Origin of the sequence: Bradyrhizobium sp. 159 (genome assembly GCF_023073795.1) — a bacterium.
Taxonomy (GTDB): domain Bacteria; phylum Pseudomonadota; class Alphaproteobacteria; order Rhizobiales; family Xanthobacteraceae; genus Bradyrhizobium.
On record NZ_JADPKE010000018.1, the window covers coordinates 213869 to 238704 of the forward strand.

The window sequence follows — 24836 nt, forward strand, 5'->3', positions numbered from 1 at the left end:
TCACGCGAAGGCCAGGACCGCAAGCACCGCGGCGAGAAGCAGCATGGACCTGCGATAGACCGTCAATCCATGATTGATGTCCGCAGCGAGCGGATCGCGCGCGCCCTCGTTGAGCCAGGGCTCGTTCGTGACGCTACCGTGATAGATGCGTGGGCCGCTGAGCCGCACACCGAGCGCGCCAGCCATGGCCGCTTCCGGCCAGCCAGCGTTAGGCGAGCGGTGGCGGCGGGCATCGCGGGTCATGCACGACAGCGCCTCCGATCGCCGCGACGCCAGCAGCACGAAGAGGAAGCCGGTCACGCGCGCCGGAACGAAATTGGCGACATCGTCGATGCGCGCTGCGGCCCAGCCGAACGCTTCGTGCCGCTCGCTGCGATGTCCGATCATGGAGTCGAGTGTGTTGATCGCCTTGTAGCCGAAGATGCCGGGCAGGCCGAACAGCGCGCCCCAGAACACCGGCGCCACGACGGCGTCGGAGGCGTTCTCGGCGAGGCTCTCGATTGCCGCGCGCGCGATACCGGCCTCATCGAGCGCCGCGGGATCGCGGCCGACGATCCGCGAGACCGCGTCGCGCGCGGCGGCGATGTCGCCGGCCTGCAAGGGCGTCGCGACAGCCGCGACATGGTCATGCAGCGAGCGCAGCGCGACCAGGGGCCAGGCCAGGACGCCGACCAGCGCGATCTGAATCCAGCCCCAGGGAAGCACGGACTGAAGCATCCAGCCGAGCGCGATTGAGACCGCGATCACCGCGAGCGCTCCGGCAACGCCGGCGGCGCGGCGAAACGCCGGCGGGTCAGACGCGCGATTCCAGGCGGTGTCGATAGTCGCGATCAGGCGGCCGAGCCAGGTCACGGGATGGCCGATCCGCGCGAACAGCCACGACGGCCAGCCCAGCAGGGCATCCGCCGCCATCGCCACCACCATCCCCGCCGCAAAGCCCACACGCGCCTCCTGTTCCGCCCCTGTTGCGCAAAGCGAAGGCAGAGCGCAAGCCCCTACAGGCCCGATTTCGGCTTTGTCTTTGGCCGTGTTTGGTGATTAGTCAGGGCTGATAGGAGACCTTCATGGCCGTCATCTTGATCACGGGCGGAGCGCGATCGGGCAAGAGCACGCGTGCGGAAGCGCGAGCGAAGGCCTTTCCCGGGCAGCCCGTCTATGTCGCGACGGCCGAGGCGCTCGATGCCGAAATGGAGGCGCGCATCGCCACGCATCGCGCGCGGCGCGAAACCGACTGGATCGAGCGCGAGGTGCCGCTTGATCTCGTGCAGGTGCTGGTCGCAACCGATGGCGGCGGCGCAAGGCTGGTGGATTGCCTGACGCTGTGGCTCTCGAATCTGATGCATGCGGAACGCGACTGGGAGAGCGAGGTGAAAGATCTTGCCGGCGCCCTGCCCCGGCTGAAAAGCCCAGTTGTTCTCGTCACTAACGAGGTCGGTCTCGGCATCGTTCCTGACAACGCCCTGGCACGCAGCTTTCGCGACGCCGCCGGCCTCATGAATCAGACTATCGCGGCGGCTGCCGACGAGGTCGAGTTCGTCGTCGCCGGCCTGCCGATGAAATTGAAATGATGCCGCGCGCCGAATTTCTGCGAGACGTCATCGCCGATCTCAGGATGGCGGCATCGTTCGTCACGATTCTGCCGGTGGCATCGTCGAAGCCCGCAGGCGACGGCGCCATCGCGCGTGCAACCTGGGCGCTGCCCGTCGCGGGACTGCTGGTCGGACTTGCCGGCGCGCTGGTCTATAAGATGTGCAGCCGGTTCGGACTGACGCCGAACCTTGCCGCCCTGCTCGCGCTGGCCGCTACCGCCCTCATCACCGGCGCGCTACACGAGGATGGGCTTGCCGACACCGTCGATGGCCTCGGCGGCGGCCGAACGCGCGAGCGCAAGCTCGAGATCATGCGCGACAGCCGGATTGGGACCTATGGCGTCTGCGCGCTGATCCTGTCGTTCGGCCTGCGCTGGAGTGCGCTCGCGGCGATCGCCAATCCATGGACGGTCACGCTGGCGCTGTGCGCGGCGCACATCGCAGCCCGCGCAGGCGTGCCGGCCTTCATGTCGCTTGTCCCGCTGGCGCGGCCGGATGGGCTTTCGGCGAGCGCGGGGCCGCCGCCGGGCCGCAGTGTCGCCATCGCCTTCGCACTTGGGACGCTCGCTCTCGTCCTCGCGCTCGGGCCGGGCAAGGCGCTGGTCGCCCTGATCCTGCTGTCGCTCGCCGGGTTCATGCTGGCGCGGCTCGCCATCCGCCAGATCGGCGGGCAGACCGGCGACATCCTCGGCGCGTTCGAGCAGACAGGCGAGATCATGATCCTGCTGGTTGCCGCGGCCTTCCAGGTCGGACGCTGACCCATGGTCGAGTTCGATGACGCCTTCCGCCGACAATTACGCGAGCTGTTCGTATGGCGCCGGGACGTGCGGCGTTTTCGCGGCGATCCGTTACCACGCGGCGCGGTGGAGCGCCTGATCGAGACCGCCTGTCTCTCGCCATCGGTCGGTCTCAGCCAGCCCTGGCGCTTCGTCACGGTCGACGACGCCGCACGGCGCCAAGCCGTGATCGACGACTTCAAATCGTGCAATGCCGATGCGTTGAACGCCTATACCGGCGAGCGCGCGACCCGCTATGCCACGCTGAAACTGTCGGGTCTCGAACAGGCTCCTGGCCACCTCGCCGTGTTTGCCGACAAGGCCAGCGACATCGGTCACGGCCTCGGCCGTGCCACCATGCCGGAGACGACGGAATATTCGGTCGTCGCGGCGATCACCGCGATGTGGCTCGCCGCGCGCGCGGAAGGCATCGGGCTCGGCTGGATCTCGATCCTGAATCCTGCGCGCATTCACGCCATTCTCGACGTGCCGGAATCATGGAAGTTCATCGCCTATCTCTGCATCGGCTATCCGGAAGTCCAATGCGACCGGCCCGAACTGGAGCAGGCGAAATGGGAGCACCGGCGCAGTGCGGACGAGTTCACGCTGAGGCGCTAGCGGAGACCAGCGTATCGAAACGCCCTCGATGCCTGAAGGTGAAGACCAGGCCCGAAATCGCGACTCTTCGCGGCGTGTGAAATTCGCGGCAGAGCGAATCGAACTTTTCCCGATTCATCAATCTGAGCCTACCTCAGTATGGTCTCGCCATACCCGCGCACAATGGCGACAACCAAGTGCTCAGTGCTAACTATGAACGCGGAGTGATAAGCAACGGAACCGGCCGCGCGAGCCGGCAGTTGCAGGACAAGTCCGGCCGTGTAGCGTCCGCCGGCTTTTCTCCTAGCGAACGGTGCGATGCCGCTCCAGTACTTGGTGTCTACTGTCACAGTTGGCTGCAGAGAGTACGTCATGAGAAACATCGCCGATGTCCTCGGGCGGTTTTGGCAAGCGAGCCAGCCCGCATCCGATACTCAGGTTGAGGCTATGGCCGAAAACCGAGATCAATCCAGCATGGCCGATTTTGTCCGCATCCTGCAGGCCTACGATCAAGACCAGTGGGGCGACCGCGCCCGCCCGGTTCTTCAGCAGGTCGCCCGGCCGGCAATGTGCCGCCGGCCGGCCAACACGCCACACAAGGGATCAACTTCCTTGGTGTGGGACCTGTGAACATTGCGCTGTCATGAACCGGACGTTTTAACGACGAGCTTTATGTTTAGCAGGTTGACGCCCTTGAATGGGTTCGGCGCGCTTTCGATTGTGCCCGTACCCGTGGCGTTCGCATAGGCACCTGTGCCCGATAGGATCGTGTATTCGCCCGTTGATTTGCCGTCTTTGGCCGAACCGGTGTAGCGCGCCGTAATCGAGCCTTCCTCGAACGTGTAAGTGCTGTAGCCGAAGAACGGGCCCGACCCTTTGAGCAAGTCCGAAGTATTGACGAACTCTTTCACTCCGATACGGCCGTCGTTGAAAACGGCGACTCCAAAGAATTTGCCTGACACAACCGTCTGTCCTTCGACGTTTGCGGCCTCGATGACCTTGAGATCGATCGGCTTTGTAACCAGCTTGAACTCAAGCACCCGCTCGCCCGCTACAGCGGTTGACGCCGCGACGATCAATGCTACGCCAGAAAGGAAAAAGCTGAGAGACTTCCGCATAGGCTCCTCCTGCGCTTGTTGGAATCAAGTCGAGAAGTGTCGGCGAGCCACACATCACGCCGCCGCTTTTCGCAGCGGCACGAAAGAGAGCCCTCGGCGACGCCCCGGCAGCGGCTGAAGCTCTCTGGTCCTAAGCGCGAAGTCGGGACGCAAGTATGAGTCCTGAGCGATCGGAAGAAAGTTCAGTCTCCGTTACGGTATAATAGTATCCCTAGCCTCCGCACGTCTGCGTCCGCCGGCTTCGTCCCGCTCGCGGCCAAAACGCTCGACCAGGAAGTCGATGAACAGACGCACCTTGACCGACAAATGCCGCGTCGGCGGATACACCGCATAAAGCGCGAGCGGCGGCGCGAAATAGTCGTTCAGCACCGTCCGCAGCTCGCCCTTCTTCAACGCATCCGCGGCGATGAACTCGGGCAGCAGCGCCAGCCCCCTGCCGTTGATCGCGACGTCGCGCAGCACCTCGGCGTTGTTGACGCAGAGCGACCAGGCCGGCTGGATCCAGTGATCGCCATCAGTGCCGGTCAGCTTCCACTGATTGCCGGTGAGTAGGAAGCCGTAGGTCAGCGCGGCGTGCTCGCGCAGATCCTGCGGATGATTTGGGGTGCCGTGACGCGCCAGATAATCCGGCGAAGCGCAGATCATGCGCGCCACCGGCATGATCTTGCGCGCGATCAGGCTGGAGGATTCCAGCTCCGCGATCCGCAACGTCACGTCAAATCCGTCCTGGACCGGATCGAGCAAATCGTCGCTGAGCACGATCTGGAACTGCAACTCGGGATAGCGTGCCATGAAATCGGCGAGCACCGGCCCCAGCCGCATCGTGCCGAACGACATCGGCGCGTTGACGCGCAACAGGCCCCGCGGCGCCGACTGGGCCTGCGTCACCGCCTGGTCCGCAGCCTCGATCTCCAAGAGGATCACCACCGCACGCTCGAAATAGCGCTGGCCGTTCTCGGTCGGGCTCGCGTGCCGCGTGGTGCGGTTCAGGAGTTGGACGCCGAGACTCTCCTCGAGGTCCGCGATGTATTTGCTGATCGCCGAGCGCGACAGCCGCAGCTGGCGGCCGGCTTCCGCAAAGCTGCCGCTTTCGACCACTTTTACGAAAGCCCGGAGGCTGGCCACCTTGTCCAATCGGGCGCGCCTATTGTTTCCAATTCATAGACATAGCCGTCATATTTGCATGGATTGTCTCCAATCCAAAGCGGAACGATATTTCCAACCAGAGCACGATGCTCCCCGAATTTTGGAGGACGACAATGTCTGGACTGCACCATGTCACCGCGATCGCGGGCGATCCCATGAGGAACTTCGGCTTTTACACCCGGGACCTCGGCCTGCGCTTCGTCAAGAAGACGGTCAATTTCGACGACCCTGCCACCTATCACTTTTATTACGGCGACGAGACCGGCCGCCCCGGCACCATCCTGACCTTCTTCCCGTGGGCGGGCGTTTCGGCCGGCCGCCGCGGTGTCGGCGAAACCCATCAGACCGCCTTCCGCGTGCCGCAGCGCTCGCTCGCCTACTGGACGCAGCGCTTCATCGAGAAGGGCATTGCTCACGAGGCGCTGGAGAAGCGCTTCGGTGAGTCCGTGCTGCCGTTCAGCGACCCCGACGGGATGGCGCTCGCGCTGGTCGGCATTCCCGGCGCCGAGAACGAGCCGGGCTGGAGCAATGGCGACGTGCCGGCCGAGCATGCGATCCGCGGCTTGCACGGCGTGACCCTGCTGCTCGACAGCGCAGTGAAGACGGCGGCCGTCCTCACCGACGTGTTCGGCTTCAAGGAGACCGCGCGCGAAGGCTCGGTGATCCGCTTCAAGGCAGCGGGCGATGCCGAAGGCAGCGTCGTCGACATCTACGAAGCCCAGGGCTTCTTGCGGGGACATCAGGGCGGCGGCTCGGTGCATCACATTGCCTTCCGCGCGGCCGACGACGCCGAGCAGGGCCAGATGGCGCAAAAGCTCGTGAGCAATCACGGCCTGCACCCGACCGAGCAGAGGGATCGCAACTACTTCCGCTCGATCTACTTCCGCGAACCCGGCGGCGTGCTGTTCGAGATCGCGACCGACATCCCCGGCTTCGCCGTCGACGAACCCGTCGCGACCCTGGGCCGCGACCTGAAGCTGCCCGGCTTCCTCGAAGCGCACCGCAAGCAGATCGAGGAAGTGTTGCCGAACCTTGAAGAGAGTGTGTCATGACCGAGAGTTCATTCATCCATCGTTTCGAGCCCGCGGCCAACGCGGGCTCGGCCCCACTCCTGCTGCTGCACGGCACCGGCGGTGACGAGAACGACCTGCTCGGCCTCGGCCGAATGATATCGCCCGGCGCCGCCCTGCTCTCGCCGCGCGGCCGCGTGCTCGAGCACGGCAAGCCGCGCTTCTTCCGCCGCCTGGCCGAAGGCGTGTTCGACGAGGACGATTTGCGCCGGCGCGCACACGAACTCGCCGACTTCGTCACGGAGGCGCGACAACGTTACGGCCTCGCCGCGCCGGTCGCGGTCGGCTTCTCTAACGGTGCCAACATCGCTGCCGCGCTGTTGCTGCTGGAGCCGGACGTGCTTGCAGGCGCGATCCTGTTGCGCGCCATGGTACCGCTGTCGGATCCGCCAAAAACCGATCTTGCAGGCAAGCCAGTCCTGCTGTTGTCCGGGCAAGGCGACCCGATCGTGCCGGCTGGCAATTCAGCCCACCTCGCGGCTCTGCTCTCGCAAGCAGGCGCGAGCGTCACCCACAGGGTCCTGCCGGCAGGGCACCCATTGTCGCAAGCCGACGTCACGCTGGCCCGCGACTGGATCGGCAATGTCGACGCCAGGGCAGCATGATCAAAGCAGCGGCGCATCGCTTTCGAACGGTGCGCCGCCGCTTCAATCGAACCAGCCGCGCCGCTTGAACCAGATCAGCGGAAGCACGCCGCTGGCAATCACCGCAAGCCAGGCCAACGGATAGCCGAAGGTCCAGTCCAGCTCTGGTATGTGCTTGAAGTTCATGCCCCAGATGCCGACCAGGATGGTCGGCGGCACGCCGACAACGGAGACGATCGTCAGGATCTTGAACAGCTCGTTCTGCTGGATGTTGACGAAGCCGAGCACCGCATCGAGCAGCAGCTGGATCTTGTCGGACAGTCGTGTCTCGTAGTCGCTGAGTGAAACGACGTCCTTCGACACCGCCTCGAGACGTTTCTTCGACGCGGCCCTGATCCATTCACTGCCGACATCGCCGGCAAACGAGGCAACGCGGCCGACCCCGAGCAGGACATCGCGCGCCTTGGCCAGCCGGTCGGCCAGCTCGCCGATATTCTCCAGCGCCTCGCGCATCCTGCGGCTGGAGCGCACCGGACGTTGGGTGCGAACCAGCCCGCCCCTAAAGACGCCCCGCGAGAGCCGGTCCACCTTGGCGCCGAGATGCTCCAGGACATCGGCGCCACGGTCAACCATGGCCTCGAGCAGGCTGGTGAACACGCACATGCCGTTCTCCAGGCTGTCGTCGGAGCCGATGCGCTTGCCGACGTCGTCGAAGATCGGCAGCTCCGCAAAGCGCACCGTCACCAGAACATGCGGGCCAATGACGAACCCCACCGGCGTGATCTCGGCCTCCTTGTTTTCGCTGGGCCGGAGCGCGGGCGAGCTGAGATAGAGCGCCCCGTGGTCGAGGATCAGGCGGCTCGACGCCTCGATCTCGCTGAGGGACTCTTCCGAGGGAATGCGGATCCCGAGCAGTCGTTCGACGAACTGCTTTTCCTCGTCACTCGCGTTCAAGAGATCGGCCCAGATGATCTCCGAGGGCATTTCCGCACCGATGCCGTGCCAGTCGTCCGACGGCCACCTGTAAAGCTTAAGCAAGAACCGAACTCCGTGGCCGCGTCGTCATGCCGGATGGTCCATCCGGCCTTCATCCGTGCGGCTAACGCATGAGGGTTCCAAACGTTCAATGCCCTTGCGGCGCAGCTCCCTCGTCGCGGGCCTCACTCTGGACAGTTCGGCTTCCCGGTTACTCCCTCACTTTGCCACACACGCTTTGGTAGTTGCGAAAAAGGTTATTCTTCCAAATGAATCGACTCACGCGCCAACCACTATCCACAGCAGCCTAGCGATGGGTGACCTTACGTCCGCTTCCTGGCCACAACCGGACATAAGGCTTTGCCCGAAAGCGGAGTCGGCGTCGGCGCGGCCCCTCTATTTAGCGCTTGCAGAGCATCGGAATTGCGCGACGGCTGACGGAGGCGAAGGATCGCGTCGGCCGCGGCAATCACTCACCTAAGGGGCCCGCCTGTCTGCTTCGAGTCATCCGCGCCGTTTAGCCGCTTGGCCGGCTGAATCCGGTCCGTCTTCATGAGCCGACGCTAGCGAACCAGCCCGGCGACGCTATGGAGCAGGATCAGACACCTCGACCGCTCCCTCATGTCAAATCCCTTGGCACCTGCAACTAAATGCGTAGACTGGCCTCGATCGATCCAGGAGGGAAACTTGGCGATCGAGCGGCCAAACCGACGGTTGACCACGATCCTCGCGGCCGATGCAGTCGGCTATAGTCGGCTGGTGGCAACTGACGAGGAAGGTACGCTCGATCGCCTCCGAGTCATCCGCAAGAGCTTGATCGATCCTGTTATCGCGGCCCATCGCGGACGCATCGTCAAGACCACCGGAGATGGCTTGCTGGCCGAGTTCGCCTCGGTGGTGGATGCAGTTCGCTCGGCGGTCGATGTGCAACGGGCTATGGTCGAGAGCAACGCCGGCTTAGCACCGGATAGGCGTATCGAGTTCCGCATTGGCATCAACCTTGGCGACGTGGTCGTGGAGGACGATGGCGACCTCATGGGCGATGGGGTCAATGTGGCGGCGCGATTGGAGCAGATTGCCGAGCCTGGTGGTATCTGCCTGTCTAGTGCGGCCTATCACCAAGTACGTGGCAAAATGGACATCGCCGCACAAGATCGCGGCCAGCAGCAACTGAAGAACATCGCCGAGCCGGTGCAGGTCTATTCGCTTTCACCGATGCGCGCCGCAGCAACGGCGCCGCACACGGCCATCGCACCGCGGCTCTCCATCGTGGTCCTGCCCTTCGTCAACCTCGATGGCAACAGCGAGCAGGACTACTTCGTCGACGGTATCACTGAAAGTCTCACAACCGACCTGTCGCGCATTCCTGGAGCCTTCGTCATAGCTCGCAACACCGCCTTCACCTTCAAAAGCAAGCCAGTCGACGTCCGCGTAATCGGCCGCGAGCTTGGTGTGCGCTACGTGATGGAAGGCAGCGTGCAGGGCGGCGGCGACCGCGTACGCGTCAACGCGCAGCTCATCGACACCGAAACCGGCGCGCACCTTTGGGCCGAACGCTTCGACAAGCCGCGCGCCGATATCTTCGACATGCAAGATGAGATCACCACGCGCCTCGCCCGGACCGTGGGCATCCAGCTCGTTGCCGCGGAAGGCCGCCGGGCCGAGCGCGAACGGCCGAACAACATGGATGCCGTAGACTTGGCGATGCGCGGCTGGGCAATCCTCAACCAACCCTTGTCGCTGCGCCGCGACCGCGCGGCGTGCGACCTGTTCGACGCGGCGCTCAGGTTGGACCCTCGCAATGTCGAGGCGTTGGTCGGTCTCGCCTTCTATCATGGCAACGAACTTCGCACCTTTGCCTCGACCAATCGCGAGGAACAGCTACGTATCGCCCATACCGCGATCACTCAGGCATTGACGCTTGCTCCGGGCAACGCGCTGGCCCATTTCGTACACGCCAATGTCCTGCATGTCTCGGGCGCGACGGAGCGGTCGCTGCGCGAGCTTGAGTTCGCAATCGCGCTGGATCGCAATCTGGCCTGGGCCCATGCCGACGCAGGCTTCATGAAGGTGCTACTCGGACGCGCGGAAGAGGCAGAAGCCGATCTCATGAACGCAATCCGGCTGAGCCCCCGCGATCCCGGACTGGATCGCTGGCTTGCCCTGCTTGGGATCGCCGACCTCTTCCTCGGCCGGCTCGATTCAGCCCTAGACCGGCTGCGCAGATCAGTCGAAATAAATCCTAATGTTGCCATGCCGCATTTTTTCCTGGCCGCGGCCTCAGCGCTCAGCGGTCGCGCTACGGAGGCGCGGGAGGCGCGGAATGCCGGGCTTCGGTTGGACCCGAACTTTACCGTCGCTAGATTTCGCAACGAGCGGCGCAGTGAAAACCCGACCTTCCTGGCCCAGCGCGAGCGCATTTACGAGGGCCTAAGCTTGGCAGGTGTGCCGGAAGGATAGGCTCGCAGCGAGACGGTCCTGTCTGCATCGGGTCAAAAGCGTTGTTCTGGCTGCCCGCTAGTCGCTTCCGGTCTGCACCGATAGGCGGACGATTTTGGAGGGTGTCGCCATCCACGATGAGGCAGCCGGGGCGAGCGAAGAGCCGCCGTGCTCCTAAACGCAAGATGCGAGACAGAAGCTCTGCGCCAATGTCTCAGTTGGGTCACAAAGGCGGCACCAGCGGACGGGCCCGGGTGTCCGCGTTACGATCGAAAGCAGCGATCCAATTCATCAATGCAAGGCTGATCGGGTGTCTGCCGGTGAGGTCCAAGGCGCCAGCAAGCCGGGCGGCGGCTTGCGCTTGTTGGAGGCCTGCTCATAGGCGTAGGCCAGACGCAGCAGCTTGTGCTCGCTCCAGGCACGGCCTGCGAAGGTGACGCCGAGCGGATAGTCTGGCGTGTCCTTGCCGTCGATCGTTCCCGAGATGAAGCCTCCGGGCACCATGACGCTGGGATAGCCTGCCCTCGCGGCGATCGCGGCGCCGGTGGCGCCTGCGAACAGCACCGCATCGAGCTTGTGCTCGTTCATGTAGGCATCCATGCCGCGCGTCTTGGCCGAGAGCAGATCCATGGCGCGCGCGGATTTGTACTCGCGCTCGCTGAGATCGCCCCTGGTCATGTCGGCGGCGAGGAAATGATCTTGGCCGAAACGCAGCGCCCTCTCCGCGTTCGCTTCGTTGAAGGCCACGATGTCGGCGATGCTCTTGATGTCCGTGTTTGTGGCCCATGTGTTCAAATAGAGATTGAGGTCGTGCTTCAGCTCATAGAGGAAGACGACCGGCGGCCTTGCGACAGTACCTTTTTGCTCGCTCAACGGATTGCGGTTGAGCACGGCCATGGTGGTGCCCGGTCCGCCGATCCAGCCGAGCGTCGGCATATTGGCGCGCACGATGACGGCGCCAAGATCCTCCAGCACCTTGATCGTCTCGGTCATGACCTTGATCCTGTCGGGCAGCAGCTTGCCGTAGAAGCAATCGTTCAGCGGGTCGGCCGGGTCGCTCGGCACGCCAATGCGCGCACCGTTCATCGTATCCCGCGCGAGGCCCGCAGTATAATCGGCAGGCCGCCGCTGCTTTTGCGTGGCCGGGTCGAGCGGGTCCTTGGCCGCCAGCACGTTCAGCAGCATCGCCGCGTCGCGCACGGTGCGCGTCATCGGCCCTGCAGTGTCCTGGCTGTGCGCGATCGGCACGATACCGGCACGGCTGATCAGCCCGACGGTCGGCTTGACGGTGACGAGGCCGTTCAGGCTGGCGGGGAACAGCAGCGAGCCCGAGGTCTCGGTGCCGATCGAAGCTGCGCACAGGCCTGCCGCCACCGCCACCGCCGAACCCGCGCTCGAGCCTCCGGGAGTCAGGATCGGGATGCCATGCTCGCCCATCAGCGCCGGCCCATAAGGATTCTTCACTTGACCACCCAGCGACGAGTAGCCGCCGGGCATGTCGACCGCGAGCATGTTGGAGAACTCGGTCAGGTTCGCCTTGCCGAGGATCACTGCGCCCGCGTCCCGCAGCAGCTTGACGATCGTGGCATCGTCCCGGGCGCGCGCGCCTTCCAGCGCCAGCGAGCCCGCCGTCGTCGGCTGTTTGTCTCCGGTCGCGATGTTGTCCTTCACCAGGATCGGGATGCCCGCCAGCGGCCGCCTGGCCGACGGTCTGCTGGTGTCGAGCTTGCCCGCGATCGCGAGCGCGTCGGGATTGAGCGCGCGCACGGCGTTGAGCGCGGGTCCGCCGCGATCGTAGGCCTCGATGCGCGCGAGGTAGGCTTTGGTCAGCGCCGTCGCGGTGACCTGCCCACTGGCCAGCGCCTGAGCGATATTGCTCAGTGGCGCATCGTCGAGCTTCAGAGGGGTCGTCGCCTCGCCGCTAGGGGCAGCCGCGACCATGCCAGCGTCGCGGCAGGATGGCTTCTTCACGGCGTGCCTCGCCTGACGGTGCGTCCCGAACCATGAGGCCGCGATGATGATATATTGCCAGTGTTTTGCCCGACGGGTCAACGTCCGAGCGCATCGCGCAGACCACCGAACCGCGCAACGCGTAAACCATTGAAATGACTATCCACGCCTACTGTGCATGGGGTTGTTTTTCAGGTTTTTGTTTTGGACACGCCAAACGATTGACCTCTTCCCGATGGGAAGAGGTCAAATTGGAAGCGACAGGCTCGACTTGAGCCGGCCCTTACTCCCAATACCAGGTCGAGAAATCATTCTCGTATTGCGGGACGTCCTTCCAGACGCCCTTCAGCTTCTTGTTGGTGATGGTGATCAGCTGCGGCTGGTACAGGTAGGCGGAGACGGCGTCGGTGGCCAGCATGCGCTGGGCGTCACCGAGAAGTTTTGCGCGAGCCGCCTCATCCGGCGTGGACACGATCTGCTTGTAGAGCGCGTTGAAGGCTTCGTTGTTGTAGCCGAGATAGTAGTCCGGCTCGGTAATCTTGACGAGGTCGAACGGCTCGACATGGCTGACGATGGTGAGCTCGAAATTGTGCGGACCATTGCCGGCGAACACCTGCGACAGCCATTGCGCCCATTCGACGTTCTCGATTTTGGCGACGATGCCGACCTTGGCGAGCTGGGCCGCGACGATCTCGCCGCCCTGCCGCGCATAGGACGGCGGCGGCAGCTTCAGCGAAAGCTCCAGCGGCGTGGTGACGCCGGCCTCGGCGAGCAGCTTCTTGGCCTTCTCGGGATCGTAGGGATTGATGCCGGTGGTGTCGACATAGCCGAGCGCGCCCGGCACGTAGAAGCTGCCGATCGGCGTGCCGAAACCGTCGACGGCGCCGTCGATCATCGCTTTGCGGTCGATCGCGGCGAGGATGGCGCGGCGGACGCGGACGTCGTCCAGCGGTTTCTTGCGGTGGTTGATCGCGACGATGGTCTTGGCCCTGGAGCCGCCGACCAGCACCGTGAACCGTGGATCGGCCTTGAACTGAGCGATGCTGCGCTGGGCCGACACGCGCGGGAACGCATCGACGTCGCCCGAGAGCAGCGCGGCGATCTGCGCCGCCGGATCCGAGATGAAGCGGATCGTCACCTTGGACAGCTTGATCGCCGCGGCGTTGCGATAGTCGGCCCATTTGCTCAGGGTGATCGAGGAGCCCTTGGCCCAGGCCCCTAACTGGTAAGGCCCGGTGCCGACCGGCTGTGTGATGTTGGTGGCAGCGCTCTTCGGCTCGACGATCGAGCCGCTGGCCTGCCCGAGCAGGAACGGCAGGTTCGGCTCGGAATTCTTCAGGGTGATCACGATCGTGTCGGCGTCGGGCGCCGCAACGGACTCGAAGCTCTGGAACAGGCTCTTGTCCTTGTTGGTGCTGGTCGGCACGGCGTTACGCTCGAACGAAAACTTCACCGCGGCGGAATCGAACGGCTCGCCGTTGTGGAATTTGACGCCCTTGCGCAGCTTGAACGTATAGGTCTTCAGGTCCGGCGAGGCGCTCCAGCTTTCGGCCAGCAGCGGCGAGACGGAGCCGTCCTCGTTGATCTTGGTCAGCGTCTCATAGATGTTGTAGAGCGTGACCTCGGCGATCGCGGCGGCGGCGGCGTTGGTGGGATCGAGACCCGGCGGCTCCAGCGCCATCGCCATGACGACGCTGTCCTTCTTGCTCTGCGCCAGCACCGGCAACGGCGCTGCGGCAAGCACGGCGGCGAATGCAACGATCGATAATTTCCTGAACATGCGCAACTCCCCGGCCATCTCTGTTCTTCAAGCCTACGCCAATCCTGCTCTGGAGACTAACCTTCCAGGGTCGGCCGGGGCAACGCCATCACCGCCTCCGTCTTGTGGCAGGCGGCAAGGTGCCCCTCGCCTACCTTGCGTAACTCAGGCAGGATCGCGCGGCAATGCTGGTCAGCGAGGGCACAGCGCGCGGCGTAGGGGCATCCGGTCGCCGCCGCCGATTGCGAGGCGGCCGCCTGGGCCCCGCGCCGCCGCCGGCCGCCGCCGGCGCGTGCCCGCGGCACGGCATCCAAGAGCGCGCGCGTATAGGGATGGGCGCAGTGCTCGAACAGGTCCTGCGGCCGGCCCTGTTCGACGATCCGGCCGAGATACATCACCGCAACCTCGTCGCAGAGATAGTCGACGACGGCGAGATCGTGGCTGATCAGGATGTAGCTGAGACCGAACTGCTCCTGGAGGTCCTGCATCAGGTTCAACACTTGCGCTTGCACGGAGACGTCGAGCGCGGAGACCGGCTCGTCGGCGACGATCAGCTTCGGCTGGGTGATCAGCGCACGCGCAATGGCGATGCGCTGGCGCTGCCCGCCGGAGAATTCGTGCGGATATTTGTCCATGTCGGCGTCGCGCAAGCCGACCTGGCGCAGCACTGCGGCGACGCGTTCGCGGAATTTGGTGCGATCCGCCTCCTCCAGCACGGTGAGGGGCTCGGCGACGATGCGGGCGATGGTTTGGCGCGGATCCAGCGAGCCGTAAGGGTCCTGGAACACCATCTGGAAATCACGCCTGGCACGGCGCAGTTCATCGGCAGAGATGCGGTTGAGATCGCAGCCGAGCAGCGCGACCTGCCCTGACGTCGGCCGCTCCAGCGCCATCACCAGCCGCGCGAAGGTCGACTTGCCGGAACCGGATTCGCCGACGACGCCGAGGCTCTTGCCCGCGGCGACCTGCACGCTCACGCCGTTCAGCGCGCGCACCTGCCCCGGCGGGCGAAACAGGCTTTCGCGCGGCAGCGTATAGCGCTGCTCGAGATCCTTCACCTCGAGAAGCAATCCGGCGGCGGTCATGCGATCAGCGCTCCGACGCGTTCGGCCATCGATACGTCGGTCCTGATGCAACGCACGCCATGGCCAGGTCCGACGTCCACCATCGGCGGCAACGCGGCACGACACTGATCGATCACCAGGGGACAGCGATCAGAGAAGGTGCAGCCGGACGGCAAATCGGCGAGCTCCGGCACTGTGCCCAAGATCGTCTTCAGCCGCGTCCCCTTGCGCGCACCGAGCTTCGGCCGGGCGCGGAACAGGCCCTGCGTATAGGGATGCCCCATGCGCCGGAACACCTCGTCGGTCGGTCCGCTCTCGACGACGGTGCCGCCGTACATCACCATCATGCGCTGCACGTTCTCGGCGATGACACCGAGATCGTGCGAGATCAGGATCATCGACATGCCGCGCTCCTCGACGAGATCAGCGATGAGGTCGAGGATCTGGCCCTGGATGGTGACGTCGAGCGCGGTGGTCGGCTCGTCCGCGATCAAGAGGTCCGGCTCGCAGGCGAGCGCCATCGCAATGGTGACACGCTGGCGCTGGCCGCCGGAAAACTGGTGCGGATAGGCGTCGACGCGCCTGATAGCATCGGGCAGCCCGACCCGGTCGAGCAAGGCGATGGTCTCGCGCCGCGCCTGTGACGCCGAATATTTCTTGTGACGCCGCAGCGGCTCGGCGACCTGGTGGCCGATCGTGTGCATCGGATTGAGCGCGGTCATCGGCTCCTGGAAGATCATGCTGATGCGGTTGCCGCGCAGGCGACAATAATCCGCATCCGAAAGCCCGACGAGCTCGTTGCCATCCAGCTTGATGCTGCCGCCGACCACCGCGCTGTCTGGCAGCAGCCCCATCAGCGATAACGCCGTGACCGACTTGCCGCAGCCGGATTCGCCGACGAGCCCGAGCGTCTCGCCGCGCTTAAGGGCAAAGCTGACGCCACGCACGGCCTGCGCCGGCCCGCGGCTGGTGTTGAGGCGCGCGCCGAGATTAGCGACCTCGATCAATGGCATGGTTGCGGAATCAGCCATTATTACCGCTCCCGCGCCAGTCTGGGATCGAGCAGGTCGCGCAATCCGTCACCAAGCAGATTGAGGCCGAGCACCGCGATCGCGATCGCAGCGCCGGGATAGACCGCGAGCATCGGCGACTGGAACAGCAGCGTCTGCGCATCGTTCAACATGCGGCCCCATGACGGCTGCGGCGGCTGCGTGCCGAGGCCGAGATAGGACAGTGCGGCTTCGGCGAGAATGGCAAGCGCGAACTGGATGGTGACCTGCACGATCAGGATCGACAGGATGTTGGGCAGCACGTGCTCGATCGTGATGCGGAAGCGCCCCTTGCCTGCCGCGCGCGCGGCCAGCACGAATTCGCGCGCCCAGATCGCGTTGGCCGAACCGCGCGTCAGCCGCGTCAGCGTCGGGATCTGGAAGATACCGATCGCGACGATCGAGGTCACCATGCCCGGTCCCAACACGGCGGCGAGCATGATCGCCGAGAGCACGGCCGGAAAGGCGAAGCTGAAATCGGCAAAGCGCATGATGATCTCTTCGGTCCAGCCGCGCCTGGCCGAGGCGATCAAGCCAAGGCAGACGCCGAAGCTGAGACCGATGCTCACCGCGATGATGCCGACCATGATGGTCGAACGCGCGCCAGCGAGCAGCAGCGAGACGATGTCTCGGCCGAAGGAATCGGTGCCGAGCCAGTGCGATGCCGACGGCGGCCGGAGTTTCGAGGCGATGTCGATCTCATAGGGCGACCACGGCGTCCACACCAGCGACAACAGCGCTGAGGCGAGCACCAGCAGGCTCAGCGCGCCGCCAAGCACGAAACTGCGATGGCGCAGCGCGCGGCGCCAGAACGTCCGAGCCGGCAGCGGCCGCGTCGCAATCGGCGCGTCGATGGTGAGGGGCTCGCTCACAGGTCGTGGACCTTGATGCGGGGATCGATGAAGGCATAGAGCACATCGACCACGAAATTGACGATGACGACCATGGCCGCGAGCAGCATCACGCAGTTGCGCACCACGATCAGGTCGCGGTTGGCGATCGACTGGAAGATCAGGCGGCCGAGGCCCGGCAGGTAGAACACGTTCTCGATCACGATGGTGCCGGCGAGCAGATTGGCGAATTGCAACCCCATCACGGTCATCACGGGGATCATGGCGTTACGCAGCACATGGCGCCACAGCACCTCGCGCTTGCCGAGGCCCTTCGCACGGGCTGTGCGGACGAAGTCCTCACGCAGCACCTCGAGCACGGCCGAGCGGGTGACCCGCGCGAGAATCGCGGCCTGCACCACCGCGAGCGAGATCGCCGGCAGCAGCAGCGACTTGATGCCCGACCAGAGGCCATCGTCCCAGCCGCCAAAGCCGCCCGCCGAGAGCCATTGCAGCCGCACCGAGAACAACAGGACCAAGAGGATCGCGAACCAGAAATTCGGCAGCGCGATGCCCACCTGCGTCAGTGACATCACGCCGACGTCGCCAAGCTTGTTGTGGTTGGCGGCGGTGTAGATGCCGGCGGAGAGCGCCAGCGTCACCGTGATCGTCATGGCCATGATCGCGAGCGGAATGGTCAGCACCAGCCGCTCCGCGATCAGGCTCGCGACCGGCGTGCCGTAGACATAGGAGTTGCCGAGATCTCCGACGAGGAGGCCCTTGATCCATTGCAGGTAGCGAACCGCCAGCGGCTGGTCGAGCCCGAGCTTGACGGTGAGCGCGCGGACTGCGTCCGGCGAGGCGTCGGCCCCCATCAGCATCTGCGCGGCGTTGCCGGGAAGCGCGTCGAGCACCAGGAAGATGATCAGCGATGCGCCGACCAGGGTCGCCAGCAAGGTCAACAGACGTCGGAGGACAAAGACGCTCATGCGCGCTCGGCTTCAGGGCTAGCAGGCACGATCAACATGTCCGGGTGCCGGAGGTAAGCCCTTTGCCGCATGCCCGTCGCCTCAGGCCGGCCAGCGGGACAGAAGGTCACTTGAAGCCTCGAACAGCGCGCTCACGCGCAGCAATTCGGCCTCGCCGCGGAAGCGGCCGACGAGCTGCAGCCCGATCGGCAGGCCGTCACGGCCGAAGCCGCAGGGCAGGCTGACGGCGGGATGCCCGGTCATGTTGAATAGCATGGTCCAGGGGAACCAATGCGGCCGGACGCTGTCGAACTGCTTGCCGTCGATCTCGATGGTGCCGAACAAATCCTGCTCGATCGGCAGCGCCGTGCGCGTGAGTGTCGGCATCGCCAGCAGGTGCCCGTGCGCAAGCAACGATTGCACCCGGCGGAACAGCGCGGTGCGCGCGAACATCGCGTCCTGGTATTCGACGCCGCTGACCTCGCTTGCGAGCGCGAGCTGCTTGAGAAAGGCCTCGCTCAGCTCGTCCCCGTGCTCTGCGGCGAGCTTTGCAAAGCGCGTGCGCCAGACCGTGTGGTTGATCGCGCGCCAGATTGGCTCTATGTCGAAGCCGTCGCCGGAGAACTCTTCAAGCTCGGCACCGAGCTCCGCCAGCCGATCAAGGCTCGCCTTGAAGCTGGCCGCGACGTCTAGCGACACTGGACGTCCGGGCGGCGAAGCACAGAACAGGATCTTCTGCCCGCGCAGATCGCCGTGCGGAGCGGCGGTGCCGATGAAATCAGGCACGGGGACGCCGATCGACCAGGGATCGCAAGGATCCTCGCCGGCCATCGCCTGCATCATCAGCGCGGTGTCGGCCACGGTGCGGGTGGTCGGCGTGACATAGGTTTGGTTGCCGAACACATCGAGCGCCTGGCTGTGCGGGACGACGCCGTTGCTCTGCTTCAGCCCAACCACGCCGTTGCAGGCGGCCGGAATCCGCGTCGAGCCGCCACCGTCCGTCGCGATTGCAAGCGGCGCGATGCCGCTCGCAACGGCAACCGCCGCGCCGCCGCTGGAGCCGCCGGAGGAACGGCGCGCATCCCACGCATTGCGGGTGCGGCCGAACAAGGGCGAGTCCGTCAGGCACTTGCTGCCGAATTCCGGCGTCGTGGTCTTGCCGATCAGGATCGCGCCTTCGCTGCGCAGCCGCGCCACCGCGACGGCATCCTCGTTCGGCACATTGTCCTTGTAGGGAACGGCGCCGAAGGTGGTCTTCACACCCTTGGTGTTGACGATATCCTTGACGGTGACGGGGATGCCGTGCAGCAGGCCGAGGGGCTCGCCGGTCATCATCTTGCGCTCGGCTTCGCGCGCCGCTGCGATCGCCTGGTCGCCGCATAAGGTGATGAAGCAGTTCAATTCGACCTGGAGCGCCTCGGCGCGCGCAAGCACGGCGCGGACGATCTCGACCGGCGAGATCCGCTTCCCGGCAAAGAGGCCGCGCAGTTCAGTGGCAGACAAAAAACAAGGATCATTGCTCATATCGAAGCCCCGCGTCATGGACGCTCGGACCTTGCCAGCTCGGGTCTATCCTGTCCATTTCCGCGGGCGCATAACCATTGTCCACCGAATCGCGGCAACCGCAGGGGTGGCAATCGCTACAAGCTCCAACTCACCTCGTGGCTCCAGGGCGGATCGGCGCCCGGACGGGTGCAAGTGAGGCCGGCGCAATTGGCGGCGAAGGATAGCGCGCGGCGGAGCTCGTCGGCACTGATGTCCTTCAAGGTTTGCCGGGCAATGCGACCCTGCTTGTGCAGAGCGAACAGCAGCGCCGCCTGAAAGCTGTCGCCGGCCCCGATCGTGTCGGCCACCTCGACCTTGGGCGCGGCGACCTCGATCCGTCCTGCGCCCGGGTGCCAGGCGACCGCGCCGTCGTTGCCGCGGGTGATGACGACAAGGCTCGTACCCTGCCCCAGCAACGCGCTCGCGCGTTGTTGATATGGCTCGTCCCCGAAGAGATAGGCGAAATCGACGTCGGACATCTTGATGAGATCGGCGCTGGCAGCGAAGCCGGCCATGCGCGCGAGATAGGCCGGCTTGTCCTTGACCAGATTGGGGCGGCAGTTCGGATCGAAGGAGATGGTTGCTGACGCCCGCGCGTCCGCGACCAATGCCGTCGTCTCCGCTGCGCCCTGATCATTGACCAGCGTGGTCGAACCGACATGGAGGGCGTCCACCGCATCGAACGGAATCGTACCTCGCCGGTAGGTCCAGTTCCGCGTCGCGGTCTCGGCATCGTAGAAGGCGTAATGCGACTCGCCGGCGACGATGCGGACGAAAGCCAGCGTGGTCTGGTGATCACTGCGGGTAGCGAGATCGAGGCCGACGTTGGAGACGGTGGCATGATCTGCGATCATGCGGCCGAATAAGTCGGTCGAGATGCCTCCGACGAAACTTGTCGGCGCCCCCAGCCGCGCCATGCCGATGGCCACGTTGAGGCAGGCGCCGCCGACCGCGGGCATTACCGCTTCACGTCCCTCAGTGCTTCGCGTCGGCACGAAATCGATCAGCGCATCGCCACAGGCAATCAGCATCCGTTTCAACCCCTCGCGATGTCGCTCATCGCCGCGCGGCTGCCGCGGTCGACGTTGCGTAGCAGCTTGTAGACCTCGCGCTTGCGGGCGTGAAACGCCGCCATATCGGGAGCGGTCGGCTCGCTCTTGCGTCCCAACGCCGACATTTTTGCCATGGTCTCGCCGATCGAGGCATAGGCGCCGCCGGCCACTGCGCCGAGCATCGCGGCACCCAGCAGCACCGGCTCCTTGGTCTGCGGCAGCGCGACCGTGAGGCCGGTCGTATCGGCCATGATCTGGCGCACCAGCGGGCTACGGCTGGCCCCACCGCCCATGATCATGATGCTGGAGCGAACGCCATGCGCGGCAAAGGCCTCGATCACCTCGGCGAGCCCATAGGCGAGCCCGCAGAGGCCGGCGACGAATAGCCGCTCCATCGAAGCGATGTCGGTGTCGAGATCGAGACCGGCGATCACCGCGCGCGTGTCAGGATCAGCGTAGGGCGAACGGTTGCCGATGAATTCGGGAAGCACATGCACGTCACGCGCGAGCAGCGCGGCGCGGCTGGCATCGCCTGCGCGCGCGATGATGCGGCGCTCGAGGAAGTCGATGAGGTCGAGGCGCTCGTTACGCGCCGCCGCGCTCGCCTCGCCAAAACCCGGATGCGACTTGAGGAGGTGATCGATCGCGGCGCCCGCGGCCGACTGGCCACCCTCGTTGAGCCATAAGTCCGGCACCATGCCGGAGTAGTAAGGTCCCCATACGCCGGGCACGAAACAGGGTTCCTTCGTGGTCGCCATGATGCAGGCCGATGTCCCCATGATGTAGGCGAGGCGATCGCATGCGTCTGCTGCTCCGCCCGAGCCGTCGCGGCCGCCGATCGCACCGATGCCGCCCGCATGCGCGTCGATCAGCGACGCCCCGACCGGCGTGCCCGGCGACAGGCCCAGTTCGGCCGCCGCGGCGGGCGTGAGACCGGCACCGAGCCGCGTGCCGGGGGCGACCATCTCGGTGCCAATGCGCGCGCATGTCTCGCTGACGAAGTCCGACAGGCCAATGCGCTTGAAGAATGGCGCGCTCCAGCCGCCATCATGTGCGAGGTAGTTCCACTTGCAGGTGACGGTGCAAGTCGAGCGCTGGAGCGAGCCGGTCGCGCGCCAGGCCAGATAATCAGCCAGATCGAAGAAGTAACCAGCGGCGTCGAAACTCGCCCGAAGATGCCGCTTCAGCCAAAGCAGCTTCGGCATCTGCATCTCGGGCGAGATCGAGCCGCCGACATAGCGCAGCACGGCATCCTCGGTCTCGTTGATCAGCCTCGCCTCGGCGGTGGCGCGGTGGTCCATCCAGACGATGACGTTGCGCTGCTTATCCCCGGAGCCACTGACCGTGAGTGGCTCGCCTTGCCTATCGAGGACGACTAGGGAACAGGTGGCATCGAAACCGATGCCACGGACGCTATCGGGCGTGATGCCAGCTTCCGTCATCGCCGCGCGTACCGATGTCGCGCAGGCGTCCCAGATGTCCTGGGACGACTGCTCAACGATATCGCCGGCCTCGTGCCAGGTCCGGATCGGATGTCGCGCCAGAGCGAGCAGCGTGCCCGCTTCGTCAAACACCCCTGCCCGCGTGCTTGTGGTCCCTACATCGACGCCGATATACGCTCGCGGCATTGTCGCTCCCGGTCGCTTCGTCAGCTTTGACGCAAGCCTACCAGCAAGTGTAGCCGCCATCCACCAGCACGATGCTGCCGGTCATCAGGCTTGCGGCCTCGGACGAGAGGAACAGCACGACGGAGGCGATCTCCTCGACCTGCCCCATCCGCGCCATCGGGCTTCCGCCGATCCAGGCGTCGTACATTTTCGGATTGCTCTTCACGAAGGCGTTCAGCGGCGTTTCGATATAGGTCGGCGCCACCGCGTTGACGCGGATGCCGCGTGCGCCCCATTCGGCGGCGAGCGACTTGGTGAGATGGTGCACACCGGCCTTGGAGGCGTTGTAGAAGCACTGCTCCTGCGGCTTGTTGACGATGAAGCCAGACATCGAGCCGACATTGACGATGGCACCGCTTCTAGCCTTCAACATGTGCTTGCCGAACTCGCGGCAGCACCAGAAGGTGCCGTTGAGGTTGACGTCGATGACGTTGAGCCAGTGCTCGTCGGTGACGGTCTCGGCCGGCGTCTCGCTGCGCGCGATGCCGGCATTGTTGACGAGGATGTCGACCTTGCCGTGGCGGGCGACGAGGTCGTTTGCGACCTCCGCGACGCGCTTGGTATCGGTGACGTCCATGATCGCGGTCTCGATGTCGTAGCCCTTGGCCTTCAGGGTGGCTTTGGCGCTGTCGGCGACCTTGCTGTCGCGATCACCGATCACGACCCTGGCGCCGGCCTCAGCCAGCGCTTCGGCGCAAGCAAGGCCAATGCCCTGCCCGCCGCCGGTGATGAACGCGCTCTTGCCGTTCAGCTTGAATTTGTCCAGGTACATGATCGTCTTCCCGTTTTCTTGCCGTTTCTTGTTAGCTTCGAAGCGCCTTGCCGCCATCGTCGAAGCGGTGGATGCGCGCGGGGTCCGGCACCAGCGACACGCGATCACCGGCGTGCAGGCTCAATTCGCCGATGTAGCGCGCCGTCAGCATGCCGAGCGAACCGGCGTCGACGTAGAGAAAGGTATCGCTGCCGAGATGCTCGGCGACTGCGATCGTTCCTTGCCAGCCGCCGGCGCCGTCGCGCTCGATCTTGAGGTGCTCGGGACGCACGCCAATGGTCGCCGCGCCTTGCTGCTTGGCGAGCTCGCCGGTTACGAAATTCATCTTGGGCGAGCCGATGAAGCCGGCGACAAAGAGATTGGCCGGCCGCTCATAGAGCTCCAGCGGTGAGCCATATTGCTCGATCTTGCCGCCGTTGAGCACGACAATCTTGTCGGCCATGGTCATGGCCTCGACCTGATCGTGGGTGACGTAGATCGCGGTGGTGCCGAGCTGCTTCTGGAGCCGCGTCACCTCGATGCGCATCTGCACACGCAGCGCTGCATCGAGGTTCGAGAGCGGCTCGTCGAACAGGAACGCCTTGGGCTCGCGGACGATGGCGCGGCCAATCGCGACGCGCTGGCGCTGGCCGCCGGAGAGCTCGCGCGGCTTGCGGTCGAGATAGGGCGTGAGATTCAGCGTCGCGGCTGCGGCCTCGACCTTGCGGTTGATCTCCTCCTTCGGCAGCCCCGCCATCTTCAGGCCGAAGCCGATATTGCCGCGCACGCTCATATGCGGATAGAGCGCATAGGACTGGAACACCATTGAGAGCCCGCGCTTGGCGGGCGGCGTGTCGACCACGTTCTTGCCGTCGATCAGGATCTTGCCGCCGGAGACGTCCTCGAGCCCGGCAATTAGCCGCAAGAGCGTGGTCTTGCCGCAGCCGGAGGGACCGACGAACACCACGAAGGAGCCGTCGGCGATGTCCAGATCGGCGCCCTTGATGATGTGCACGGGGCCGAAGGATTTCTGCACGCCCTGAAGTGTGATCTGACCCATGATCCGGCAGCCCCTCTACTTCACCGCGCCGAAGGTGAGCCCGCGCACGAGCTGCTTCTGGCTGAACCAACCGAGGACGAGAATGGGCGCGATCGCCAGCGTGGAGGCCGCCGACAGCTTTGCCCAGAACAGCCCTTCCGGGCTCGAATAGGACGCGATGAACGTGGTGAGCGGCGCGGCGTTCGAGGTCGACAGGTTGAGCGTCCAGAACGCCTCGTTCCAGGCGAGGATCAGGTTGAGCAGCAGCGTCGATGCGAGCCCCGGGATCGCCATCGGCGTCAGCACGTAGACGAGTTCGCGGCCGATGGTGGCGCCGTCCATGCGCGCGGCCTCGAGGATATCGCGCGGGATCTCCTTGAAATAGGTGAACAGCATCCAGATGACGATCGGCAGATTGCCGAGGCAGAGGATGAAGACGAGGCCGATGCGGGAATCGAGCAGGCCGAAGGATTTGTAGATCAGGTAGATCGGCACCAGCACGCCGACCGGCGGCATCATCTTGGTCGAGAGCATCCAGAGCAGGATGTCCTTGGTGCGCTTGGTCGGCGAGAATGCCATCGACCAAGCCGCCGGGATGGCGATCAAAAGCGCAATCAGCGTCGAGCCGCCGGCGATGATGACCGAGTTCATGGCGTGGTGGAAATAGTCGCTGCGCTCCTGCACGGTCGCGTAGTTTTCCGTGGTCCAGTGGAAGAACAGGAAGGACGGCGGGATGGCGAAGGCCTCGAGCTCGGTCTTGAAGCTCGCCAGCACCATCCACAGAATCGGGAAGAAGATCAGAAATCCGAACAGCCAGGCCGCTGCGGTCGATATCGCCACTCGCCGCGTCGTCGCCATCCGTGCCATG

General features: G+C 64.9%; 23 protein-coding genes. 7 read left to right on the plus strand and 16 right to left on the minus strand.

Features of this window, described 5'->3' with window-relative positions; all coding sequences use genetic code 11:
- Positions 1-942, minus strand: a complete 942-nt coding sequence (cbiB, locus tag IVA96_RS03395) for an adenosylcobinamide-phosphate synthase CbiB (protein ID WP_247278197.1) — start codon at positions 940-942, stop codon at positions 1-3.
- Positions 943-1064: 122 nt separating this feature from the next.
- Here cbiB and cobU point away from each other — a divergent pair, with 122 nt between their 5' ends.
- The 4 genes from cobU (at position 1065) to IVA96_RS03415 (ending at position 3592) form a co-directional block, all read left to right on the plus strand.
- Positions 1065-1568 carry a bifunctional adenosylcobinamide kinase/adenosylcobinamide-phosphate guanylyltransferase gene (cobU, locus tag IVA96_RS03400; RefSeq protein ID WP_247278198.1) on the plus strand — a complete coding sequence of 168 codons (504 nt, stop codon included), beginning with the start codon at positions 1065-1067 and terminating at the stop codon, positions 1566-1568.
- A complete protein-coding gene (cobS, locus tag IVA96_RS03405) occupies positions 1565-2347 on the plus strand; it encodes an adenosylcobinamide-GDP ribazoletransferase (RefSeq protein ID WP_247278199.1) in 783 nt (260 codons plus the stop codon). The genes cobU and cobS overlap by 4 nt, the downstream gene beginning before the upstream one ends.
- 3 nt (positions 2348-2350) lie before the next feature.
- The gene (bluB, locus tag IVA96_RS03410) at positions 2351-2983 is read left to right on the plus strand and encodes a 5,6-dimethylbenzimidazole synthase (RefSeq protein WP_247278200.1); all 633 of its coding nucleotides are present in this window, start codon (positions 2351-2353) and stop codon (positions 2981-2983) included.
- 351 nt (positions 2984-3334) lie between these two features.
- Positions 3335-3592, plus strand: coding sequence for a hypothetical protein (locus IVA96_RS03415; protein ID WP_247278201.1), 258 nt, complete (start codon positions 3335-3337; stop codon positions 3590-3592).
- Positions 3593-3603: 11 nt separating this feature from the next.
- On the opposite strand, the gene IVA96_RS03420 is transcribed toward IVA96_RS03415, so the two are convergent.
- Both IVA96_RS03420 and IVA96_RS03425 read right to left on the minus strand, forming a co-directional pair.
- Positions 3604-4080, minus strand: a complete 477-nt coding sequence (locus tag IVA96_RS03420; RefSeq protein ID WP_247278202.1) for a hypothetical protein — start codon at positions 4078-4080, stop codon at positions 3604-3606.
- Between the two features lie 192 nt (positions 4081-4272).
- Positions 4273-5214: a LysR family transcriptional regulator gene (locus tag IVA96_RS03425; RefSeq protein ID WP_247278203.1), complete on the minus strand. Its 942-nt coding sequence runs from the start codon at positions 5212-5214 to the stop codon at positions 4273-4275.
- Between the two features lie 125 nt (positions 5215-5339).
- Between IVA96_RS03425 and IVA96_RS03430 the strand changes: the two genes are divergently transcribed.
- The gene (locus tag IVA96_RS03430) at positions 5340-6278 is read left to right on the plus strand and encodes a ring-cleaving dioxygenase (protein ID WP_247415369.1); all 939 of its coding nucleotides are present in this window, start codon (positions 5340-5342) and stop codon (positions 6276-6278) included.
- Positions 6275-6901 (plus strand): alpha/beta hydrolase, encoded by a 627-nt coding sequence (locus IVA96_RS03435; RefSeq protein WP_247415370.1) that lies wholly within the window; start codon positions 6275-6277, stop codon positions 6899-6901. The genes IVA96_RS03430 and IVA96_RS03435 overlap by 4 nt, the downstream gene beginning before the upstream one ends.
- Before the next feature lie 42 nt (positions 6902-6943).
- On the opposite strand, the gene IVA96_RS03440 is transcribed toward IVA96_RS03435, so the two are convergent.
- Entirely contained in the window at positions 6944-7918 is a 975-nt protein-coding gene (locus tag IVA96_RS03440) for a magnesium transporter CorA family protein (RefSeq protein WP_247278206.1), read from the minus strand.
- 624 nt (positions 7919-8542) lie between these two features.
- Here IVA96_RS03440 and IVA96_RS03445 point away from each other — a divergent pair.
- Positions 8543-10315 (plus strand): adenylate/guanylate cyclase domain-containing protein, encoded by a 1773-nt coding sequence (locus tag IVA96_RS03445; RefSeq protein WP_247278207.1) that lies wholly within the window; start codon positions 8543-8545, stop codon positions 10313-10315.
- Positions 10316-10585: 270 nt separating this feature from the next.
- Here IVA96_RS03445 and IVA96_RS03450 read toward each other — a convergent pair whose 3' ends face one another.
- The 12 genes from IVA96_RS03450 to IVA96_RS03505 all read right to left on the minus strand — a co-directional run bounded on the left by IVA96_RS03450 (position 10586) and on the right by IVA96_RS03505 (position 24835).
- Positions 10586-12235 carry an amidase family protein gene (locus IVA96_RS03450; protein WP_249809004.1) on the minus strand — a complete coding sequence of 550 codons (1650 nt, stop codon included), beginning with the start codon at positions 12233-12235 and terminating at the stop codon, positions 10586-10588.
- 292 nt (positions 12236-12527) lie between these two features.
- Positions 12528-14024, minus strand: coding sequence for an ABC transporter substrate-binding protein (locus IVA96_RS03455; RefSeq protein ID WP_247278209.1), 1497 nt, complete (start codon positions 14022-14024; stop codon positions 12528-12530).
- Positions 14025-14080: 56 nt separating this feature from the next.
- A complete protein-coding gene (locus tag IVA96_RS03460) occupies positions 14081-15088 on the minus strand; it encodes an oligopeptide/dipeptide ABC transporter ATP-binding protein (protein ID WP_247278210.1) in 1008 nt (335 codons plus the stop codon).
- Positions 15085-16098, minus strand: coding sequence for an ABC transporter ATP-binding protein (locus tag IVA96_RS03465; RefSeq protein ID WP_247278211.1), 1014 nt, complete (start codon positions 16096-16098; stop codon positions 15085-15087). The genes IVA96_RS03460 and IVA96_RS03465 overlap by 4 nt, the downstream gene beginning before the upstream one ends.
- A 2-nt stretch (positions 16099-16100) precedes the next feature.
- Positions 16101-16988, minus strand: coding sequence for an ABC transporter permease (locus tag IVA96_RS03470; protein ID WP_247278212.1), 888 nt, complete (start codon positions 16986-16988; stop codon positions 16101-16103).
- Entirely contained in the window at positions 16985-17935 is a 951-nt protein-coding gene (locus IVA96_RS03475; protein WP_247278213.1) for an ABC transporter permease, read from the minus strand. The genes IVA96_RS03470 and IVA96_RS03475 overlap by 4 nt, the downstream gene beginning before the upstream one ends.
- A gap of 81 nt (positions 17936-18016) precedes the next feature.
- The gene (locus IVA96_RS03480) at positions 18017-19438 is read right to left on the minus strand and encodes an amidase (protein WP_247278271.1); all 1422 of its coding nucleotides are present in this window, start codon (positions 19436-19438) and stop codon (positions 18017-18019) included.
- 116 nt (positions 19439-19554) lie between these two features.
- Positions 19555-20490: a carbohydrate kinase gene (locus IVA96_RS03485; protein ID WP_247278214.1), complete on the minus strand. Its 936-nt coding sequence runs from the start codon at positions 20488-20490 to the stop codon at positions 19555-19557.
- A 5-nt stretch (positions 20491-20495) separates the two neighbouring features.
- Positions 20496-22139, minus strand: a complete 1644-nt coding sequence (locus tag IVA96_RS03490; RefSeq protein ID WP_247415377.1) for an FGGY-family carbohydrate kinase — start codon at positions 22137-22139, stop codon at positions 20496-20498.
- A gap of 37 nt (positions 22140-22176) precedes the next feature.
- The gene (locus tag IVA96_RS03495) at positions 22177-22950 is read right to left on the minus strand and encodes an SDR family NAD(P)-dependent oxidoreductase (RefSeq protein ID WP_247415380.1); all 774 of its coding nucleotides are present in this window, start codon (positions 22948-22950) and stop codon (positions 22177-22179) included.
- Between the two features lie 31 nt (positions 22951-22981).
- On the minus strand, positions 22982-23989 hold the full coding sequence (locus IVA96_RS03500) for an ABC transporter ATP-binding protein (protein ID WP_247278216.1): 1008 nt from the start codon (positions 23987-23989) through the stop codon (positions 22982-22984).
- A 15-nt stretch (positions 23990-24004) separates the two neighbouring features.
- A complete protein-coding gene (locus IVA96_RS03505; protein WP_247278217.1) occupies positions 24005-24835 on the minus strand; it encodes a carbohydrate ABC transporter permease in 831 nt (276 codons plus the stop codon).
- Position 24836 lies beyond the last annotated feature (1 nt).

Excerpts from the sequence above, each read along its gene's own strand:
- cobU (WP_247278198.1), top strand. The coding sequence starts at position 1,065 with ATGGCCGTCATCTTGATCACGGGCGGAGCGCGATCGGGCAAGAGCACG.
- cobS (WP_247278199.1), top strand. The coding sequence starts at position 1,565 with ATGATGCCGCGCGCCGAATTTCTGCGAGACGTCATCGCCGATCTCAGG.
- bluB (WP_247278200.1), top strand. The coding sequence starts at position 2,351 with ATGGTCGAGTTCGATGACGCCTTCCGCCGACAATTACGCGAGCTGTTC.
- IVA96_RS03415 (WP_247278201.1), top strand. The coding sequence starts at position 3,335 with ATGAGAAACATCGCCGATGTCCTCGGGCGGTTTTGGCAAGCGAGCCAG.
- IVA96_RS03420 (WP_247278202.1), bottom strand. The coding sequence starts at position 4,080 with ATGCGGAAGTCTCTCAGCTTTTTCCTTTCTGGCGTAGCATTGATCGTC.
- IVA96_RS03430 (WP_247415369.1), top strand. The coding sequence starts at position 5,340 with ATGTCTGGACTGCACCATGTCACCGCGATCGCGGGCGATCCCATGAGG.
- IVA96_RS03435 (WP_247415370.1), top strand. The coding sequence starts at position 6,275 with ATGACCGAGAGTTCATTCATCCATCGTTTCGAGCCCGCGGCCAACGCG.
- IVA96_RS03450 (WP_249809004.1), bottom strand. The coding sequence starts at position 12,235 with ATGGTCGCGGCTGCCCCTAGCGGCGAGGCGACGACCCCTCTGAAGCTC.
- IVA96_RS03455 (WP_247278209.1), bottom strand. The coding sequence starts at position 14,024 with ATGTTCAGGAAATTATCGATCGTTGCATTCGCCGCCGTGCTTGCCGCA.
- IVA96_RS03460 (WP_247278210.1), bottom strand. The coding sequence starts at position 15,088 with ATGACCGCCGCCGGATTGCTTCTCGAGGTGAAGGATCTCGAGCAGCGC.
- IVA96_RS03465 (WP_247278211.1), bottom strand. The coding sequence starts at position 16,098 with ATGGCTGATTCCGCAACCATGCCATTGATCGAGGTCGCTAATCTCGGC.
- IVA96_RS03475 (WP_247278213.1), bottom strand. The coding sequence starts at position 17,935 with ATGAGCGTCTTTGTCCTCCGACGTCTGTTGACCTTGCTGGCGACCCTG.
- IVA96_RS03480 (WP_247278271.1), bottom strand. The coding sequence starts at position 19,438 with ATGAGCAATGATCCTTGTTTTTTGTCTGCCACTGAACTGCGCGGCCTC.
- IVA96_RS03485 (WP_247278214.1), bottom strand. The coding sequence starts at position 20,490 with ATGCTGATTGCCTGTGGCGATGCGCTGATCGATTTCGTGCCGACGCGA.
- IVA96_RS03490 (WP_247415377.1), bottom strand. The coding sequence starts at position 22,139 with ATGCCGCGAGCGTATATCGGCGTCGATGTAGGGACCACAAGCACGCGG.
- IVA96_RS03495 (WP_247415380.1), bottom strand. The coding sequence starts at position 22,950 with ATGTACCTGGACAAATTCAAGCTGAACGGCAAGAGCGCGTTCATCACC.
- IVA96_RS03500 (WP_247278216.1), bottom strand. The coding sequence starts at position 23,989 with ATGGGTCAGATCACACTTCAGGGCGTGCAGAAATCCTTCGGCCCCGTG.
- IVA96_RS03505 (WP_247278217.1), bottom strand. The coding sequence starts at position 24,835 with ATGGCACGGATGGCGACGACGCGGCGAGTGGCGATATCGACCGCAGCG.